We start from the raw sequence: 16,011 nt of genomic DNA, 5'->3' as shown, positions 1-16,011 counted from the left end.
ATGAAGATCCTCATGGTGTCGGAAGATTTACCTGGCGAGCAGCTCGGCGGCCTGGCCAAGCATGTGGTGACGCTGTCGAACGCCCTGCTGGAGGCCGGGCACCAGGTCGACATCATGGGACGCTCGGACCGCGCCCATGCCGCTAGCGCGGCCGAGATCAGCTTCCAGGGCCGCTTCATTCCCGGTTTCGATTTCCGCCGCGTCGGCTGGAAGGAAACCCAGCTCGGCTTTTTCAACCCGGCCAAGCGGCCCTGGTTCGCCGCCAAGGTGGCGCGCGCTTTTACCGATCGCGCACGCGACTACGACGTCATCCACTACCACGGCCACCTGCCGATGATCGGGCTGTACGTCGACCCCGCGCTGAATTTCGTCCAGACCCGCCACGACCAGGGCAGCGAATGCGTGATCCACCTGCGCTTCAAGGAGGGCGCCGTGTGCACCGAGACCGACAGCCGCGCCTGCGCCGGCTGCGCCCACCCCATGCCGGGCGCGCTGCGCACCGCGCTGTCCGGCCACGCGGTGGCGCGCTACCGCGGCGAGACTGCGCGTGCCTTTGCCCGCCACAAGACGATCTTCGTATCCGATTTCCTGCGCCGGCAGTTCCTGCGCACCGTGCCCGGCGCCGACCTGTCGCGCGCGCGGGTGATCCACAATTTCATCAACTACCGCAAGCTCGCTGCGTATTCGGATGCTGCCGGTGCGCCGCGCGACGGCCAGGTGCTGGTGGCCGGGCGCATCGACACCGGCAAGGGCTTCGCCGAATTCCTCGCCGCCGCGCGCGGACGCCTGCCGCCGCATGCCCAGGTGCTGGTGGTGGGCGACGGCCCGCTGCGCGCCGGGCTCGAGGCACAGTATGCGAGCGCACAAATCCGTTTCCTCGGCTGGCAGCCCAATCCCGAAGTGGTGGCCCTGGCGGCCGCCAGCCATGCGTGCGTGGTGCCCTCGGTCTGGGAAGAACCCTGCGGCACCACCATTCTCGAAGCGCTGGCGCTGGGGCGTCCCTGCCTGGCGCTGGCACGCGGCGGCAATCCCGAGCTGTCCGTTTATGAGTCCTCTCCCGGACAGCTCCGCCTGGCCACGTCGATGGACGCCCTGGTGGTGCAGCTGGCCGAGGTGCTGGCGCAACCGGCCACGGCGCAGCCGCGGCCAGGGGCCGCGGGCGCCGGGATGGACGTTTTCCAGGCCCTACCCAAGATCGTGGAGTTCTATGCCCAATAAGCCAACTTTTTCCATCGTCACCTGCACCTGGAACAGCGCCGCCACGCTGGCCGACACCCTGGCCTCGGTGCAGTCGCAGACCTGCCAGGACTTCGAGCATATCTTCGTCGATGGCGGCTCGACCGACGCGACCCTTGACATGATCGCCGCCTATCCGGGCAACAAGCGGGTGCTGCGCGACGTTGGCGGCGGCATCAGCCGGGCCATGAACCAGGGCATCGAGGCGGCCAGCGGCGACATCATCGCCCACCTGCATTCGGACGACTATTACAACGGCCCCGGCGTGCTGGCCACGGTCAAGCGCGCCTTCGAGCAGGCTAGCCTGGCGGGCAAGCCGGTGGACTGGGTGTACGGGAACATCCAGATCCTGAAGGACGGCAAGATGGTGCCGCCCTATGCGATGCCGGCCTTTTCCTACCGTGCTTTCGTCTCCGGGCGCAGTTCGATCCCGCATCCGGCCGTCTTCGTGCGCAAGTCGGCCTTCGAGCGGGTGGGCGTGTTCGACGAAACGCTCAAGTACGCGATGGACATCGACCTGTGGCTGCGCCTGGGCGCCACCGCGCAACCGGCCATGATCGACCAGCCGCTGACGGTGTTCCGCGACCATGCCGGCAGCGTGTCATCAAGCAACCGCCTCAAGGCGCGCCAGGAAGAATTCAACGTGCGCCGGCGCCACATGGACAAGGCGCCGCTGGCCTTTGGTATTTACTGCCTGCGCTACCTGAAGCGCCTGCATGGCTTGCAGGCCGCCCAGGCGGTGCCGACTCAATAGCAATCCGACACCATTGCAGTTTTGTCTTTCCAGCCGGGTTATGACCGTTAAAAGCTTGCAAATATTATTCGGAAAAAGTTAAACTTTTGTCGTGGTATTTCTGTACGGCAAGGGAAAAATCTGAGTTTTCTTTGGGGAATTTGCCGGTGTTCAACTTACTTTGGGATAATATAAATCCCATCAAGTAAGCCGCTTCACCTAACAGGCAAGTGTTCCCAAGCTCACCGGCAAAGTGCCGGCGGGCGCAAGAATGTCAGATTTTTTTCTCGGAGTACCCACAATGCAATTTCATCGGAAGAGCCTCGTCTGGGCCGCTGCATTCGCCTCGCTGTTCGCGAGCGCTGCCGCTCGCGCCGACTGGGTCCAGTCGAACGACCCACTGGTCATCCAGGCCAAGCCGGAGATGAACCAGGTACAGGCCCAGAATCCGCCCGGTTTCACCTGGTCGCGCCACGCCACCGGTCCGGCCAGCTACGAACTCGAGATTACCCCTGTCGGCGGCACCCCAAGCAAGGTCGTGGTCGAACGTAACTGGCATTTGCCGACCAAGGCCATGGCCCTCGGCAATTACACCTGGCGCGTGCGCCCGGTCGGCACCAGCGACTGGTCGAACCCGCGCACCTTCTCGATCACCAGCAAGTCGACGGTGTTCGAAGTGCCGGATAACGCCACCGTGCGCAACCGCATCCTGTCCAAGGCGCGTCCGCGTTCGCTGCCGGCGTCGGTTACGCCATTCTCGACCTGGAGCAGCCTGAAGCGCCACGAGCTCGAACCCTATCTGAGCCGCCTGGGCAATGAAGTCAAGGCCCAGGTCACGGCAGTGCCGGCGCTGTCGGACTCGCGCTGGTCGATCGTGATCACCAGCCCGCTGACCGCCGCCATGGCCGCCCAGCAGACCGACGTGCGCCAGCGCATCAACGAAGCGACCCGCCAGCTCGAGGCGGCAGCGCTGATGTACCGCATCAGGGGCGAGTCGGTCTACCTGACCGAAGCGCTCAGGCGCGGCGACGAACTGGCCGCGCTCAACCCGAACGGCCCGACCAGCTATGTCAACCAGGACCAGGCCACGCGCCAGATCGCCTGGGGCCTGATCAAGGGCATCGACTCGCTCGGCACCGCCCTCGATGCGACCCGCAAGGCACGCTGGCTCGCCGCGGTCAAGACCCGCACCACCGTCATGTATGACAACCTGGCCGGCGACAATGGCCGCCTGGACCAGTTCCCCTTCGATTCGCACGGCAACACCAGCCTGGTGTTCCTGGTGCTGATCTCGACTCTGTCGCTGGGCGACATTCCAGAAGCCCAGAAGTGGTTCGATTTCTCGTTCCGCGCCTATGCGCTGAGCCCGAACCCATGGAGCGGCCCGGAAGGCGGCTATGCCAACGGCACCGCCTACGCCGAATATTCGGCCGCCTACCTGCTGGCGCTGTGGGATCCGCTGTCGCATGCGAGCGGCGTGAACTTCTTCGGCAAGCCATGGACGCTCGGCTTCCTCGACTTCGCGATGGAATTCATCCCGCCGGGTTCCAAGGTGCACGCCTTTGGCGACGCCTCCGAGACCAAGCCGGACGCCAGGGTGTTCCGCGCCTTTGCCTCGCGCATGTGGTCCCCGCGCGCCGCCTGGTTCGTGAAGAACACCAGCGGCACCGAAGACGCGATGTCGCTGCTGTCGGCCCAGTATCCGCTGCCGGTGAAGGACACCACCGTCTTCCAGGCGCCGTCGAACTCGGCCTACTATCCGAGCATCGGCTGGGTCGCGATGCACAGCGACCTCGCCGCGACCTCGCGCATCTCGACCTTCTTCAAGTCCAGCCCTTACGGCTCGTTCAACCACAGCCACGGCGACCAGAACGGCCTGCTGCTGTCGAGCGCCGGCCAGCCGCTGCTGGTCAAGGCCGGCTGGTATGACTGGTATGGCTCGCCCTACTGGAGCGACTGGTACCACCAGACCCGCTCGCAGAACGCGATCACCTTCGACGGCGGCAAGGGCCAGATGGTCAACGGCTACCGCGAGCAGCTGCAGCGCAATGGCAAGATCACCGCCTTCACTGCCCAGCCGACCTACGACTACACCGAAGGCGACGCCACCCCGGCCTACGGCGGGCAGCTGACCATGGCCAAGCGCCAGGTCTGGCACCTGCGCAATGCCGGCAACGCCATCCTGGTGCGCGACCGCCTGTCGAGCACCGTGGCGCGCACCTACGAGTGGAACATGCACACCCCTGCCATCATGGCGGTGGAGAACCCGCTGAACGTCAAGGTGACAGCGGGCGGCCAGATGCTGTGCGTGCGCTCGCTGAACACGGCGGCGACCTTCGCCAAGTGGATCGGCCCGGGCGCCAAGGCCAACGTGGTGGAAGACCACGGCGCCTTCTACCTGAAGGGCGAAGCCAATGCGACTTCCGAATACCTGGTGCTGCTGGACGTCGGCTGCAAGAAGCCGACCGTGACCGTCGGCGTCTCCGGTTCGGTGCGCACCGTGACGGTGGGCGGGCAGACTGTCACGCTGAACTAAACGGGCACTTTTCGGCGCCAGGTAACAATCCCCCGCGGCGCAGGCTGCGGGGGATTTTTTTCATGCCTACTGGTCCAGCGGGATGGCGATCCCGATGACACGGAACTGCGCCGGGAACATCCCGCGCAAGCTCGCCTTGCCAGTCGGCAGGGCGACGCTGTACAGGCTGCTCTTGCCGTCGGCGCCGGCCAGCGAGGCCAGCGCCTGTACCTCGACAGTCACGCCGTCGCGCACCCTGCTGTAGATGTCGAAACCAGTCTCGGCGCCGGTATCCACGCCCAGCTTGCCGGTCGCGGCGAGGGTGCCGTCGTTCGGAGGCGATTGCAGCGCTACCTGGTCCTGCATGGTGTCGAGCGCATACAAGGTGGTCGCCGTCGTGGCGGACAGGTCGTTGTTGGTATAGGCCGAGCCGGTCACCATGAGCGCGTTCGGCCCGATGGCATTGGCCGGCGTGGCGGGCGGGTAGTCGAGCGGGTCGTCGGCGATCGTGACGCCGCCCATATTGATGTTGTGGCGCAGGTTCTGGCCGGTGTCGCTGACAATGCGCAGGCGGTCGGCGGCAGGATTGAAATCGACGCCGAACGAGTTTCCTTCCAGTGCCACCGTCAAGGTGCTGACGCGCGTCGCGACGGCATTGGCCGCATTGATCCGGTACACGCCGCCGCTGCGGCTGACGCCATACAGGGCGCCATCCTGGACCCGGTAGTCGATCCCCACCAGCATGTCACCACGCATCAGGCCGCTGATGGTGCCGATCGCGCGGGCATTGTCCGGACGCTTTTCGCGGAAGCAGACGAGTTGCATGTCGGTGGTCAATCCGACCACTGCCAGCGGTCCGCCGTCGCGCTTGTTGTCCAGGCAGGCGGGACGGGCTCGCTCCTTCGGGGCCTTGTCGGCGGACATGGCCGGGGCTGCCGACATCGCGGCAAGGGTGGCAGCAACTGCCACGATAGCTAATTTTTTCACTATGACTCTCCTCGTAAGGCCCTTCCATCGACTGCGAAGCGGCGTTTGTTTCGTGGAACCTCATGTGTGCTGCCGACGACGCGAACCCGTCTGCTCGCAGCACCCTGTCCGGATCGCCTTTGCGCCGGTATGAGGACTACGCGGCGCAGGCCGCGCTGGATGCAGGAAGTTCAAAATATTTTTTCGACAAGGGTTTTATGGCCGGGATGTGCTTCACCGCACAGTACAGCCGCGTGGTCGAAACGTGCATGCCAACCGCTGCGCTAGAATCGGCTGGCCCGTCCATCGGAATGAGCCGCATGCGCAAACCGCTGTCAATTGCCTACATCATCCGCGACCCCTTGCCGCCGGCCCGGGCCGACGTGCTGACCTTGTTCGGCGAGGAAATGCCACGCTATGGCGTGCATAGCGAGATCGTCGGCCAGGCAGGCGGCGATGGCAAGAACCGTGACGGCGCGGCGCCATGGGCGGCCGGCGGCATGCACGCGGTCGGCAGCCTGCGCTCGCGCTTTGCCAGCGTGCTGTCCCCCCTCTGGGACCTGGGCGGCCTGCTGCAGGCCCGGCGCCGGGTGCGCCCGGATTGCATCCAGGTGCGCGACAAGATCGCCTCCGGCCTGCTGGGCCGCATCGCTGCCGCGCTGCTACGCGTCCCCTTTGTATACTGGATGTCCTTCCCGATCGTCGAAGGCTTCGAGGTGCGGCGCGACGAGATCGGCAAACGGGGCAGGGGACTGGCCTGGTTCGCCCACGTGCTGCGCGCCCGCGCGTCGCGCTTCGTGATCTACCGGCTGGTGCTGCCGGGGGCGCGCCACATCTTCGTGCAGAGCGAGGCCATGGCCGCCTGGCTGGCGGCGCAGGGCTTCGACCGGGCGCGCATGACCGCCGTGCCCATGGGCGTCGACGCCGCGCTGTTTGACCGCGCCACGGTCGCGCCCAGCGACGACCAGCGCCTGACCGGGCGCCGCGTGATCGTCTACCTGGGGCGCATCGCCCAGGCGCGCCGTTCCGACTTTTTGCTCGACGTGGTGGCGGAACTGAAGCGCGATATCCCCGGGGTCCTGCTGGTGATCGCCGGCGACGCGGCATCCAGCGACGAAATGGCCTGGATGCGCGCCGAGATCGCGCGCCGCAATATCGACGACCACGTCCTGCTGACCGGCTGGCTGTCCCAGCGTGCTGCGCTCGGCTATGCTGTGCGGGCAGAGGTGGGCTTGTCGCCGATCCCGCGCGGCAACCTGTTCGACGTCTCCTCGCCCACCAAGCTGGTCGAATACCTGGCGCTGGGCATCCCCAGCGTGGCCAACGACATTCCCGACCAGCAGCTGGTCATCGAGCAGAGCGGGGCCGGGCTGTGCGTGCCGATGGAAGCGGTCCCCTTCGCGCTGGCCGTGCGGCGGCTGCTGGATGAACCGGCCCTGTCCGAAAAGTTGGCGCAATGCGGCCCTGTATATGTCAGAAGCCATCGGACCTATGCTATTCTCGGCCGGATAGTTGCAGAAACGTACACAAAAATCCTGCCTGAGCGGAATTGATCCACTCACTAGAGTGTTATTCGCTTGGCATTGAATCGTGCGCTTCTCGGAGATAACACTATTGTACTATTCAAAACAATTAATATTTTGCCAACTCAGTTTTGCAAACTGGTGAAGGAAGGGCGGATGGCATGAACCGGGCGTCGGCGCCAGCAGCGGCAGCGGGTACGGGCAGGGCGCCACGCGTACTGATGCTTGGTACCGAGCCCGGCGGGCGCGGCGGCGTCGCCACCGTGGTCTCGCTGCTACGGCAGGATGGCCTGTTCGAGCGCGAAGGCGTGCTCTACGTGCCGACCCATGCCGAAGGTTCGAGTGCGGCCAAGCTCGGTGCGGCCGTCAAGGGCCTGGTGCGCACGCTGGCCTGCCTGGCGCGTGGCCGTGCGCGCCGGCCGCAAGTGATGCATGTCCATGCCGCCTCGAAGGGTAGTTTCGTGCGCAAATCGGTGCTGCTGGCGCTGGGACGCGCCGCCGGCTGCAAGACGGTGTTCCACCTGCATGGCGCCTGTTTCGACAGCTTCATCGCGGGCTCCGGGCCGCTGATGCAGCGCTGGATCCGCCATACGCTGGAAAAAAGTTCGGTGGTGATTGCGCTGTCCACCCGCTGGGCCGGCTTCCTGCGCGAGTTTGCACCTGGCGCCCGGGTCGAGGTGATCCCGAATTCGGTGCCGGTGCCGGCAGTAACGGCAGGGCAGGCCGAGCCGGGGCGCATCCTCTTCCTCGGCCAGGTCGAGCCGCGCAAGGGGATTTACGAGCTGGTCGAGGCGGTGGCGCTGCTGCGCGAGCGTTTCCCCCAGATCGAACTGGCAATCGGCGGCCAGGGCGAATTGCAGGAAGTCAGGCGCCGGGCCCTGGAGCTGGATGTGGCCGACCGGGTGACCGAACTGGGCTGGGTGGACGCCGCACGCAAAGCGCAGGAACTGGCGCGCGCGGCGATCTTCTGCCTGCCCTCGCATGCCGAAGGCTTGCCGATGGCCATGCTCGAAGCCATGGCGGCCGGCAAGGCGATCGTAGTCACCGGCGTGGGCGGCATCCCGGATGCGGTGCGCGACGGCGGGAACGGCCTGCTGGTGCCGCCGGGTGACGTGGCTGCGCTGGCGGCGGCACTGGCGCGCCTGCTGGGCGACGAAGGGGAAAGGCAGCGCCTGGGAGAGCAGGCGCGCGCCACCATACAACAAGAATTCGAGTCCGGCGTCGTGATCGGACGGATATCCGCAGTGTACGAACAACTTCGCGAGGAAATCGCGAGCCGGGGGGGATGATGAACGCAACAGTGAGGATAGGGTGGCTGGTCAACCGGCTGCGCTGCATGTCGGTGGCCGAAGTTGGCTACCGGATGCGCCAGGCAGCCGCCACCAGAATGGGACGGCGCATGGCCGGCCGCACGGCGCCTGCGCCGCTGCCGCGCGCGCTGACCCTGGCCGTGCACGGCGCCCCCACGCTCGACCCGAAAGAGATCGAGGCACTGCTGCTCGACGCCGACCGCATCTGCGCCGGCCACGTGGTGCTGTTCGCCGAACGCAGCTTCGACGTCGGCGTGCCGACCGCCTGGAACCGCGATCCCGAAACGGGCGTGACCGGCCCCTCGATCTATGCCGGCGACATCGCCATCACCAAGCGCGAACAGGTCGGGGACATCAAGCACGTGTGGGAGCTGAACCGCCACCTGCACCTGGTGCGCCTGGCGCAGGCCTGGGTCGTGAGCCGCGACGTGCGCTGGCTGCATGCGATCGAGCAGCAGCTGCGCAGCTGGCTCGACCAGTGCCCGCCGCTGACCGGCCCCAACTGGACCAGCTCGCTGGAACTGGGCATCCGCCTGGTCAACTGGAGCCTGCTGTGGCAGCTCGTGGGCGGCGAATCCAGCACCTTGTTCGCCGGCGAATCGGGCCAGAAGCTGCGCGCCGACTGGTTAGATAGCATCCACGCCCATTGCCGCAGCATCGCGCGCCACCTGTCGCGCCACTCGTCGGCCAATAACCACCTGATCGGCGAACTGACCGGCCTGTACGTCGGCGCGAGCACCTGGCCGTGCTGGAAGGAATCGAGCGAATGGTGCGCCCAGGCGCGGCGCGAGCTCGAACACGAGGCCGTGCTGCAATTCTCGCGCGACGGCGTCAACCGCGAGCAGGCCTTTGCCTACCACATCTTCTCGAGCGAATTCCTGTTCGTGGCCGGGCTGGTCGGCCAGGCCACCGGCCATCCCTTCCCGCGCCCATATTGGGCCTCGCTGCAGCGCGCGCTGCGTTTCCTGCGCTCGGTGCGCGACGTCAGCGGCAACGTGCCGGCGGTGGGCGATGCCGACGACGGCTGCGTGTTCCGGCTCGACGCCTCGGGCATGGACCGCGCCGGCCAGTTGCTGGCCCTCGGCGATACCGTGTTCGGCGCCCACGCTGACAATCATCCCGGCGTGCGCTGGCTGCTGCATGCTCTGCCAGGCACCCGTCCGGATTGCGATCCGCACGAGGTTGATACCGGCTGGGCCTTCCCGGATGGCGGCTACCTGCTGTTTGGCAACCATTTCGGCGAGCCGGGCGAGATCAAGGGCATGCTCGACTGCGGCCCGGTCGGCTACCTCGGCATCGCCGCCCATGGCCATGCCGATGCGCTGTCGATGACGCTGTCGGTGGCCGGCGAGGAATGCCTGGTCGATCCCGGCACCTTCTCGTACTGGCAGGACCAGAAGTGGCGCGACTATTTCCGCGGTACCTCGGCCCACAACACCGTGCGCATCGACGGGCAGGACCAGTCCGTCAGCGGCGGTCGCTTCATGTGGGTGCGCAAGGCCCAGGCGCGCATCGAGCGCATGCCGAATTCGCCGCACGAATTCGAGTTCCGCGGCTCGCACGACGGGTATAGCCGACTGTCCGACCCGGTGCGCCACCTGCGCGGCGTGCGTTTCGACGGCGCCAGCAATACCTTGAGCGTGCGCGACGAGGTGTCCGCCCGCAAGGGGCACAAGGTGGAACTGTTCTGGCATTTCGCGCCGGAACTCGACGTGCGCCTGACCAGCCAGGGCCTGTCGGTGCGCGGCAAACGCTTCGTGCTGCAGATGCAGGCCAGCGGCGCCGACCTGCAGCTCGAACTGGTGCGCGGCGCCGAAAATCCGCCGCTCGGCTGGTATTCGCGCACCTATGAGTCGAAGCGGCCATGCGAAGTGCTCAGGATCACTACTGTATCGTCCGCCGTCCCGGTCGAATGCAGGTTTACAATAACGTTCTTGCATTAATAAAAAACTACTAAAAAATTATTTAAGGGAAATGTCCAAATGTTGATTTACCTGGTTGCCGGTGCCCGTCCCAATTTCATGAAGATCGCGCCGATCGTGCGCGCGCTGCAGGCGCAATCGGCGCTGAGCTTCAAGATCATCCACACCGGCCAGCACTACGACCGCGAGATGAACGACGTCTTCTTCGAAGAACTCGGCATTCCCCAGCCGGACGTGTTCATGGCCGCCGGCGGCGGCAGCCATGCGCAGCAGACCGCGAAGATCATGGTCGGTTTCGAAGAGCTGTGCCAGGCCGAGCGCCCGGCCGCGGTGCTGGTGGTGGGCGACGTCAATTCCACGCTGGCCTGCTCGATCGTGGCCAAGAAGCTGGTAATCCCGGTCGCCCACGTCGAGGCCGGCCTGCGCAGCGGCGACATGGCCATGCCCGAGGAAATCAACCGTCTCGTCACCGACGCGATCTCGGACTGGTTCTTCGTCACCGAGCCGGCAGCGCTCGAGCACCTGCGCCGCGAAGGCAAGCCTGAATCGGCCGTGCACTATGTCGGCCACGTGATGGTCGACAACGTCCTGTTCCAGGCCGACAAGCTCACCCGCGCCGACACCTCCGCATTCGAGACCGGCGCCTTCAAGGCCGAACGCCAGGCTGCCGGCCAGCGCTACGGCGTGGTGACCCTGCACCGCCCGAGCAATGTCGACGAGCCGGAAACCTTTGCCCGCATCGCTGGCGCCCTCAGGGAAATCTCGAACGAGCTGCCGCTGATCTTCCCGGTGCACCCGCGTACCCGCGCCAACATCGAGAAATTCGGCATCGACCTGGGCCCGAACGTCACGCTGGCCGGCCCGCAGGCCTACATGGCCTTCCTCAACCTGTGGAAGGACGCGGCCGTGGTGCTCACCGACAGCGGCGGCCTGCAGGAAGAAACCACCGCGCTGGGCGTGCCCTGCGTGACGATCCGCGAAAACACCGAACGCCCGGTCACGGTCGACGAAGGATCGAACGTGCTGGCCGGTACCGACCCGGTCGCCATCGTGCGCGAGGCGCGCAAGGTGCTGAAAGGCGAGGGCAAGCAGGGCCGCCGCCCGCACCTGTGGGACGGCAAGGCGGCCGAACGCATCGTCGCCATCCTGGCCACCGAACTGGCGAAGGGCGGGGCGAAGTAAGCATGTAAGCCGCACGGCATTGCGAGGGAGCGCCAATGAATGACCGCATCACGCTGATGGGCTGCCAGGTCGACAACCTGACAATGGAAGAGACGCTGGGAAAAGTCGAAGGCTTCATCGCCTCCGGCTTGCCCCATCAGCACGTGGTGGTCAACGTGGACAAGCTGGTCAAGGCCAGCCGCGATCCCGGGCTGCGGCAGATCATCAACGACTGCGCGCTTGTCAACGTGGACGGCATGCCGGTGGTGTGGGCCTCGCGCCTGCTCGGCAAGCCTCTCAAGGAACGGGTCGCCGGGGTCGACCTGTTCGAAGCGCTGATGCAGCGCGCAGGCGAGAAAGGCTGGCGCGTGTTCCTGCTGGGCGCGCGCGAGGAAGTCGTTTCCAGGGTCGCCGAGACCTATGCCCGCAAGTATCCGGGCCTGATGCTGGCCGGCCACCGCAACGGCTACTGGAAGGGCGAAGAAGAAGCGGCGGTGGCCGAGCAGATCCGCCTGAGTGAGGCCGACCTGCTGTTCGTAGCGATCAGCTCGCCGAAGAAAGAGCAGTTCCTCGGCCAGTACCAGGCGCAGATGCGGATTCCGTTTGCGATGGGCGTCGGCGGCACCTTTGATGTCGCCATCGGCAGGGTCAAGCGCGCGCCCAGGTGGATGCAGCGCTCCGGGCTCGAATGGTTCTACCGGTTCCTGCAGGAGCCGCGCCGCATGTTCCGGCGCTACTTTATTGAAGACATGGCTTTCGTCGGGCTGTTCGTCAAGGAAGCGCTCAAAGGAAAACAGGCTGGACAGGGATAAGGGCGGACGCAGAAGCCGCCCTTACGAAAATCGTAGGGTGGGCGGCTTTGCCGCCCACCCTACGGAACGCAGCGGCCCCTGAGCGGCTTAGGCAACTGTGATTTGCTGCAGCATCATTAAATACCTCATTAATACACCATACATATCACAGAGAGCGAAACGACATGAAGATTCTGGTTACTGGCGGCATGGGCTATATCGGTTCGCATACCGTCGTCGAACTGCAGAACGCGGGCCATGAGGTGGTCGTGGTCGACAACCTGTGCAACGCCGTCGCATCGGTGCAGGACCGCGTGCAGAAAATCAGCGGCAAGTCCTTTATTTTCGAACAAGCCGACATCCGCGACCGCGCCGCCCTCGAGCGCGTCTTCGGCGCCCACCAGGTGGAGGCGGTCATCCACTTCGCCGGCCTGAAGGCGGTCGGCGAATCGGTGGCCCAGCCGTTGCGCTATTACGACAACAACGTCAACGGCAGCGTCATCCTGTTCGAGACAATGGCCAAGTTCGGCGTCAAGTCGCTGGTGTTCTCGTCCTCGGCCACGGTGTACGGCGACCCGGCTTCGGTGCCGATCCGTGAAGATTTCCCGCTGTCGGCCACCAATCCCTACGGCCGCAGCAAGCTGATGATCGAAGACATCCTGCGCGACCTGGCCAAGGCCGAGCCGGACTGGCGCATCGCGCTGCTGCGCTATTTCAACCCTGTCGGCGCCCATGAAAGCGGCCTGATCGGCGAAGAGCCGAATGGCATCCCGAACAACCTGGTGCCCTACATCGCCCAGGTCGCCAACGGCCAGCGCGAAAAGCTCTCCGTCTTCGGCGGCGACTACCCGACCCCCGACGGCACCGGCCTGCGCGACTACATCCACGTGGTCGACCTGGCGATCGGCCACGTCAAAACCCTGGACCGCCTGGCCAAGGGGCAGGGCATCCTGACCTATAACCTCGGCACTGGCCGCGGCAACAGCGTGCTCGAAATGGTGCGCGCATTCGAGGCGGCCTGCGGGCGCCCGATCGCCTACCAGATCGTCGACCGCCGCCCGGGCGACGTGGCCAAGTGCTATGCCGACCCGGCGCATGCGCGCGAAGAACTGGGCTGGACTGCCGAACGTGATGTCGCCCAAATGTGCGCCGATGTCTGGCGCTATCAAACCACAGCCAAATAATCCAAAGGACAGTCCCATGAAAGCCATGATTCTCGCAGCAGGCAAGGGCACCCGTGTACGCCCGCTGACCTATGACCTGCCAAAACCCATGATCCCGCTGCTGGGCAAGCCCGTGATGGCCTACCTCGTGGAACACCTCAAGAAGCACGGCGTGACCGAAATCATGGTCAACGTCAGCTGGCTGCACGAAAAAATCGAAGAATATTTCGGCGAAGGCGAGCAGTTCGGGGTCCAGATCGGCTACTCCTTCGAAGGCTATATCAAGGACGACGGCGAAGTCGTGCCCGAGCCGATCGGCTCGGCCGGCGGCATGAAGAAGATCCAGGAATTCGGCGGCTTCTTCGACGACACCACCATCGTGCTGTGCGGCGATGCGCTGATCGACCTCGACCTGAAGGCAGCCCTGCTCGAGCACCGCCGCAAGGGCGCGATGGCCACCGTCATCACCAAGGAAGTGCCGTGGGACAAAGTCTCATCCTATGGCGTGGTGGTCACCGACGCCAGCGGCCGCATCACCGAGTTCCAGGAAAAGCCGGGCGAAGAAGAAGCGAAATCCAACTTCATTTCCACCGGCATCTATATCTTCGAGCCGGAAGTCATTGACCTGATCCCGTCGGGCGTGTCCTTCGACATCGGTTCCGAGCTGTTCCCGCTGCTTGCCGAGCGCGGCCTGCCGTTCTACGCCCAGGGCCGCCCGTTCAACTGGCTCGACATCGGCACCATGAGCGACTACTGGGAAGTGCTGCAGGCCGTGCTGACCGGCGAGGTCAATCACATGGTCGTGCCGGGCATCCAGATCGAACCGGGCGTCTGGACTGGCCTGAATACCAGTATCGATTGGGAAGGTACGACCATCGAAGGACCGGTCTACATCGGCTCGAACGTCAAGATCGAGGCCGGCTCGCGGATCGTCGGCCCGACCTGGATCGGCCACGGCAGCCACATCTGCGAAGGCGCGGAAGTGGTGCGCAGCGTGTTGTTCGAATACACACGGGTGTTGCATGATGTAACATTGCATGAAATGATCGTTTTCAAGGACTACAGTGTCGACCGCAAGGGCGAGATGAAGCATGCTTCCGAGTATTCCTCGCGCGAGTGGCTCAATGCACGCGACCGCCGGCGCTCGGGACGCACTGAAATCGATGGCCAGAACGAGAACGAAACCGAGAAATTGAAAGAGAAAGTCAGCGCATGAAAATTTATCCAGTCATCCTCTCCGGGGGCGCCGGCACGCGCCTGTGGCCACTGTCGCGGGCCGTGCTGCCCAAGCAGCTGCTGCCGCTGGTTGCCGACAAGACCATGCTGCAGGAAACAGCGCAGCGGGTGGCCGGCTGGCCGGGGTTGATGGCGCCGCTCGTCGTATGCGGCAATGACCACCGCTTCATGGTGGCCGAGCAGATGCGCGAGATCGGCATCACCCCGCTCGGCATCCTGCTCGAGCCGGTCGGCCGCAACACCGCCCCGGCCGTCGCGGCGGCGGCGAACTACCTCAAGGCGATCGACCCGGAGGCGCTGATGCTGGTGCTGCCGGCCGACCACGTCATCGAGAACGGCGCCGCCTTCCGCGACGCGGTCGAACGCGCCGTCACGCTGGTGGGGCAGGGCGCACTGGCCACCTTCGGCATCGTGCCGACCGGACCGGAGACCGGCTACGGCTACATCCGCCGCGGCGAACAGGTCGCCCACTGCGGCGACTGCTACAAGGTGGCGCGCTTCGTCGAGAAGCCCGATGCCGCCACCGCCCAGTCCTTCCTCGACGACGGCGGCTATTACTGGAACAGCGGCATGTTCATGTTCGGCGCCCAGCGCTTCCTGGACGAACTGCAAACCCACGCCCCGGCCATCGCCGAGGCGGCCGAGAAGGCCGTGCGCACCGGCTACCGCGACCTCGACTTCTGCCGCCTTGAAGAAGAAGCGTTCTCCAGCAGCCCGTCTGACTCGATCGATTACGCCGTGATGGAAAAGACGCGCGACGCCGCGGTGGTGCCGGCCGACATCGGCTGGAACGACGTCGGTTCGTGGTCGGCGCTGTGGGAAGTGCAGCCGAAGGACGAAAACGGCAACGCCCGCCGCGGCGACGTCTACCTGGACGGCGTGAAGAATTCGCTGGTGCGCGCCGAAAGCCGCATCGTGGCCGTGGTCGGGGTCGAGGACCTCATCGTGGTCGAGACCCAGGATGCGGTGCTGGTCACCCACAAGAGCCAGGTCCAGCGCGTCAAGCAGGTGGTAGACCACCTCAAGTCCAAGTCGCGCACCGAACACCTGCACCACACCAAGGTGTACCGCCCGTGGGGCCACTACGAAGGCATCGATGCCGGCGACCGCTTCCAGGTCAAGCGCATCACCGTCAAGCCGGGCGAGAAGCTGTCGCTGCAGATGCACCACCACCGCGCCGAGCACTGGGTCGTGGTGTCGGGTACGGCGCGCGTGACCTGCGGCGAGAAGGTCAGCCTGCTGTCGGAAAACGAATCGACCTACATCCCGATCGGCATGAACCACCGCCTGGAAAACCCGGGCAAGCTGCCGCTGCACATTATCGAAGTGCAGTCCGGAAGCTACCTGGGAGAGGACGACATCGTCCGCTTCGAGGACATCTACAAGCGCGCCTGATTTTTTTTCGCGCCGTAGCAGGCAAGGCCGCCATGGGAGAACTTCCATGGCGGCCTTGTG

The 16,011-nt window shown here is 65.3% G+C and carries 12 protein-coding genes; 11 read left to right on the top strand and 1 reads right to left on the bottom strand.

Features of this window, described 5'->3' with window-relative positions; all coding sequences use genetic code 11:
• From HGB41_RS12435 to HGB41_RS12425, 3 genes are all read left to right on the top strand, one after another.
• The gene (locus HGB41_RS12435; RefSeq protein ID WP_171084721.1) at positions 1-1,218 is read left to right on the top strand and encodes a glycosyltransferase family 4 protein; all 1,218 of its coding nucleotides are present in this window, start codon (positions 1-3) and stop codon (positions 1,216-1,218) included.
• Positions 1,208-1,990 carry a glycosyltransferase family 2 protein gene (locus HGB41_RS12430; protein WP_171084719.1) on the top strand — a complete coding sequence of 261 codons (783 nt, stop codon included), beginning with the start codon at positions 1,208-1,210 and terminating at the stop codon, positions 1,988-1,990. Before HGB41_RS12435 ends, HGB41_RS12430 begins: the two co-directional genes overlap by 11 nt.
• 280 nt (positions 1,991-2,270) lie before the next feature.
• On the top strand, positions 2,271-4,505 hold the full coding sequence (locus HGB41_RS12425) for a heparinase II/III domain-containing protein (protein ID WP_171084717.1): 2,235 nt from the start codon (positions 2,271-2,273) through the stop codon (positions 4,503-4,505).
• A gap of 66 nt (positions 4,506-4,571) precedes the next feature.
• On the opposite strand, the gene HGB41_RS12420 is transcribed toward HGB41_RS12425, so the two are convergent.
• Positions 4,572-5,471 (bottom strand): DUF4394 domain-containing protein, encoded by a 900-nt coding sequence (locus HGB41_RS12420; protein ID WP_212760913.1) that lies wholly within the window; start codon positions 5,469-5,471, stop codon positions 4,572-4,574.
• Between the two features lie 299 nt (positions 5,472-5,770).
• On the opposite strand from HGB41_RS12420, the gene HGB41_RS12415 reads away from it, so the two are divergent.
• The 8 genes from HGB41_RS12415 to HGB41_RS12380 all read left to right on the top strand — a co-directional run bounded on the left by HGB41_RS12415 (position 5,771) and on the right by HGB41_RS12380 (position 15,951).
• Positions 5,771-7,003, top strand: a complete 1,233-nt coding sequence (locus HGB41_RS12415; protein WP_171084708.1) for a glycosyltransferase — start codon at positions 5,771-5,773, stop codon at positions 7,001-7,003.
• A gap of 191 nt (positions 7,004-7,194) precedes the next feature.
• Positions 7,195-8,262 carry a glycosyltransferase family 4 protein gene (locus HGB41_RS12410; protein WP_171084706.1) on the top strand — a complete coding sequence of 356 codons (1,068 nt, stop codon included), beginning with the start codon at positions 7,195-7,197 and terminating at the stop codon, positions 8,260-8,262.
• Complete coding sequence (locus HGB41_RS12405) at positions 8,259-10,226, top strand: heparinase II/III family protein (RefSeq protein ID WP_229422989.1); 1,968 nt, start codon at positions 8,259-8,261, stop codon at positions 10,224-10,226. Before HGB41_RS12410 ends, HGB41_RS12405 begins: the two co-directional genes overlap by 4 nt.
• A gap of 39 nt (positions 10,227-10,265) precedes the next feature.
• Entirely contained in the window at positions 10,266-11,387 is a 1,122-nt protein-coding gene (gene wecB, locus HGB41_RS12400) for a non-hydrolyzing UDP-N-acetylglucosamine 2-epimerase (protein WP_171084704.1), read from the top strand.
• A 35-nt stretch (positions 11,388-11,422) separates the two neighbouring features.
• Entirely contained in the window at positions 11,423-12,178 is a 756-nt protein-coding gene (locus HGB41_RS12395) for a WecB/TagA/CpsF family glycosyltransferase (RefSeq protein WP_171084702.1), read from the top strand.
• A gap of 164 nt (positions 12,179-12,342) precedes the next feature.
• A complete protein-coding gene (gene galE / locus HGB41_RS12390) occupies positions 12,343-13,341 on the top strand; it encodes a UDP-glucose 4-epimerase GalE (protein ID WP_171084700.1) in 999 nt (332 codons plus the stop codon).
• 16 nt (positions 13,342-13,357) lie between these two features.
• Positions 13,358-14,536: a nucleotidyltransferase family protein gene (locus tag HGB41_RS12385; RefSeq protein WP_171084698.1), complete on the top strand. Its 1,179-nt coding sequence runs from the start codon at positions 13,358-13,360 to the stop codon at positions 14,534-14,536.
• The gene (locus HGB41_RS12380; protein ID WP_171084696.1) at positions 14,533-15,951 is read left to right on the top strand and encodes a mannose-1-phosphate guanylyltransferase/mannose-6-phosphate isomerase; all 1,419 of its coding nucleotides are present in this window, start codon (positions 14,533-14,535) and stop codon (positions 15,949-15,951) included. The genes HGB41_RS12385 and HGB41_RS12380 overlap by 4 nt, the downstream gene beginning before the upstream one ends.
• The last annotated feature ends 60 nt before the right edge of the window (positions 15,952-16,011 follow it).

This window comes from Telluria aromaticivorans, from assembly GCF_013003915.1.
Taxonomy (GTDB): Bacteria; Pseudomonadota; Gammaproteobacteria; order Burkholderiales; family Burkholderiaceae_D; genus Telluria; species Telluria aromaticivorans.
Note: the sequence above shows the minus strand (reverse complement) of the source record. Positions and strands in the feature narration are given on the sequence as shown.

Bases quoted from the DNA above. Each gene is read 5' to 3' on its own strand.
- HGB41_RS12395 (WP_171084702.1), top strand. From the start codon at position 11,423: ATGAATGACCGCATCACGCTGATGGGCTGCCAGGTCGACAACCTGACA.
- galE (WP_171084700.1), top strand. From the start codon at position 12,343: ATGAAGATTCTGGTTACTGGCGGCATGGGCTATATCGGTTCGCATACC.
- HGB41_RS12415 (WP_171084708.1), top strand. From the start codon at position 5,771: ATGCGCAAACCGCTGTCAATTGCCTACATCATCCGCGACCCCTTGCCG.
- HGB41_RS12430 (WP_171084719.1), top strand. From the start codon at position 1,208: ATGCCCAATAAGCCAACTTTTTCCATCGTCACCTGCACCTGGAACAGC.
- HGB41_RS12385 (WP_171084698.1), top strand. From the start codon at position 13,358: ATGAAAGCCATGATTCTCGCAGCAGGCAAGGGCACCCGTGTACGCCCG.
- HGB41_RS12425 (WP_171084717.1), top strand. From the start codon at position 2,271: ATGCAATTTCATCGGAAGAGCCTCGTCTGGGCCGCTGCATTCGCCTCG.
- HGB41_RS12405 (WP_229422989.1), top strand. From the start codon at position 8,259: ATGATGAACGCAACAGTGAGGATAGGGTGGCTGGTCAACCGGCTGCGC.
- HGB41_RS12380 (WP_171084696.1), top strand. From the start codon at position 14,533: ATGAAAATTTATCCAGTCATCCTCTCCGGGGGCGCCGGCACGCGCCTG.
- HGB41_RS12410 (WP_171084706.1), top strand. From the start codon at position 7,195: ATGCTTGGTACCGAGCCCGGCGGGCGCGGCGGCGTCGCCACCGTGGTC.
- wecB (WP_171084704.1), top strand. From the start codon at position 10,266: ATGTTGATTTACCTGGTTGCCGGTGCCCGTCCCAATTTCATGAAGATC.
- HGB41_RS12435 (WP_171084721.1), top strand. From the start codon at position 1: ATGAAGATCCTCATGGTGTCGGAAGATTTACCTGGCGAGCAGCTCGGC.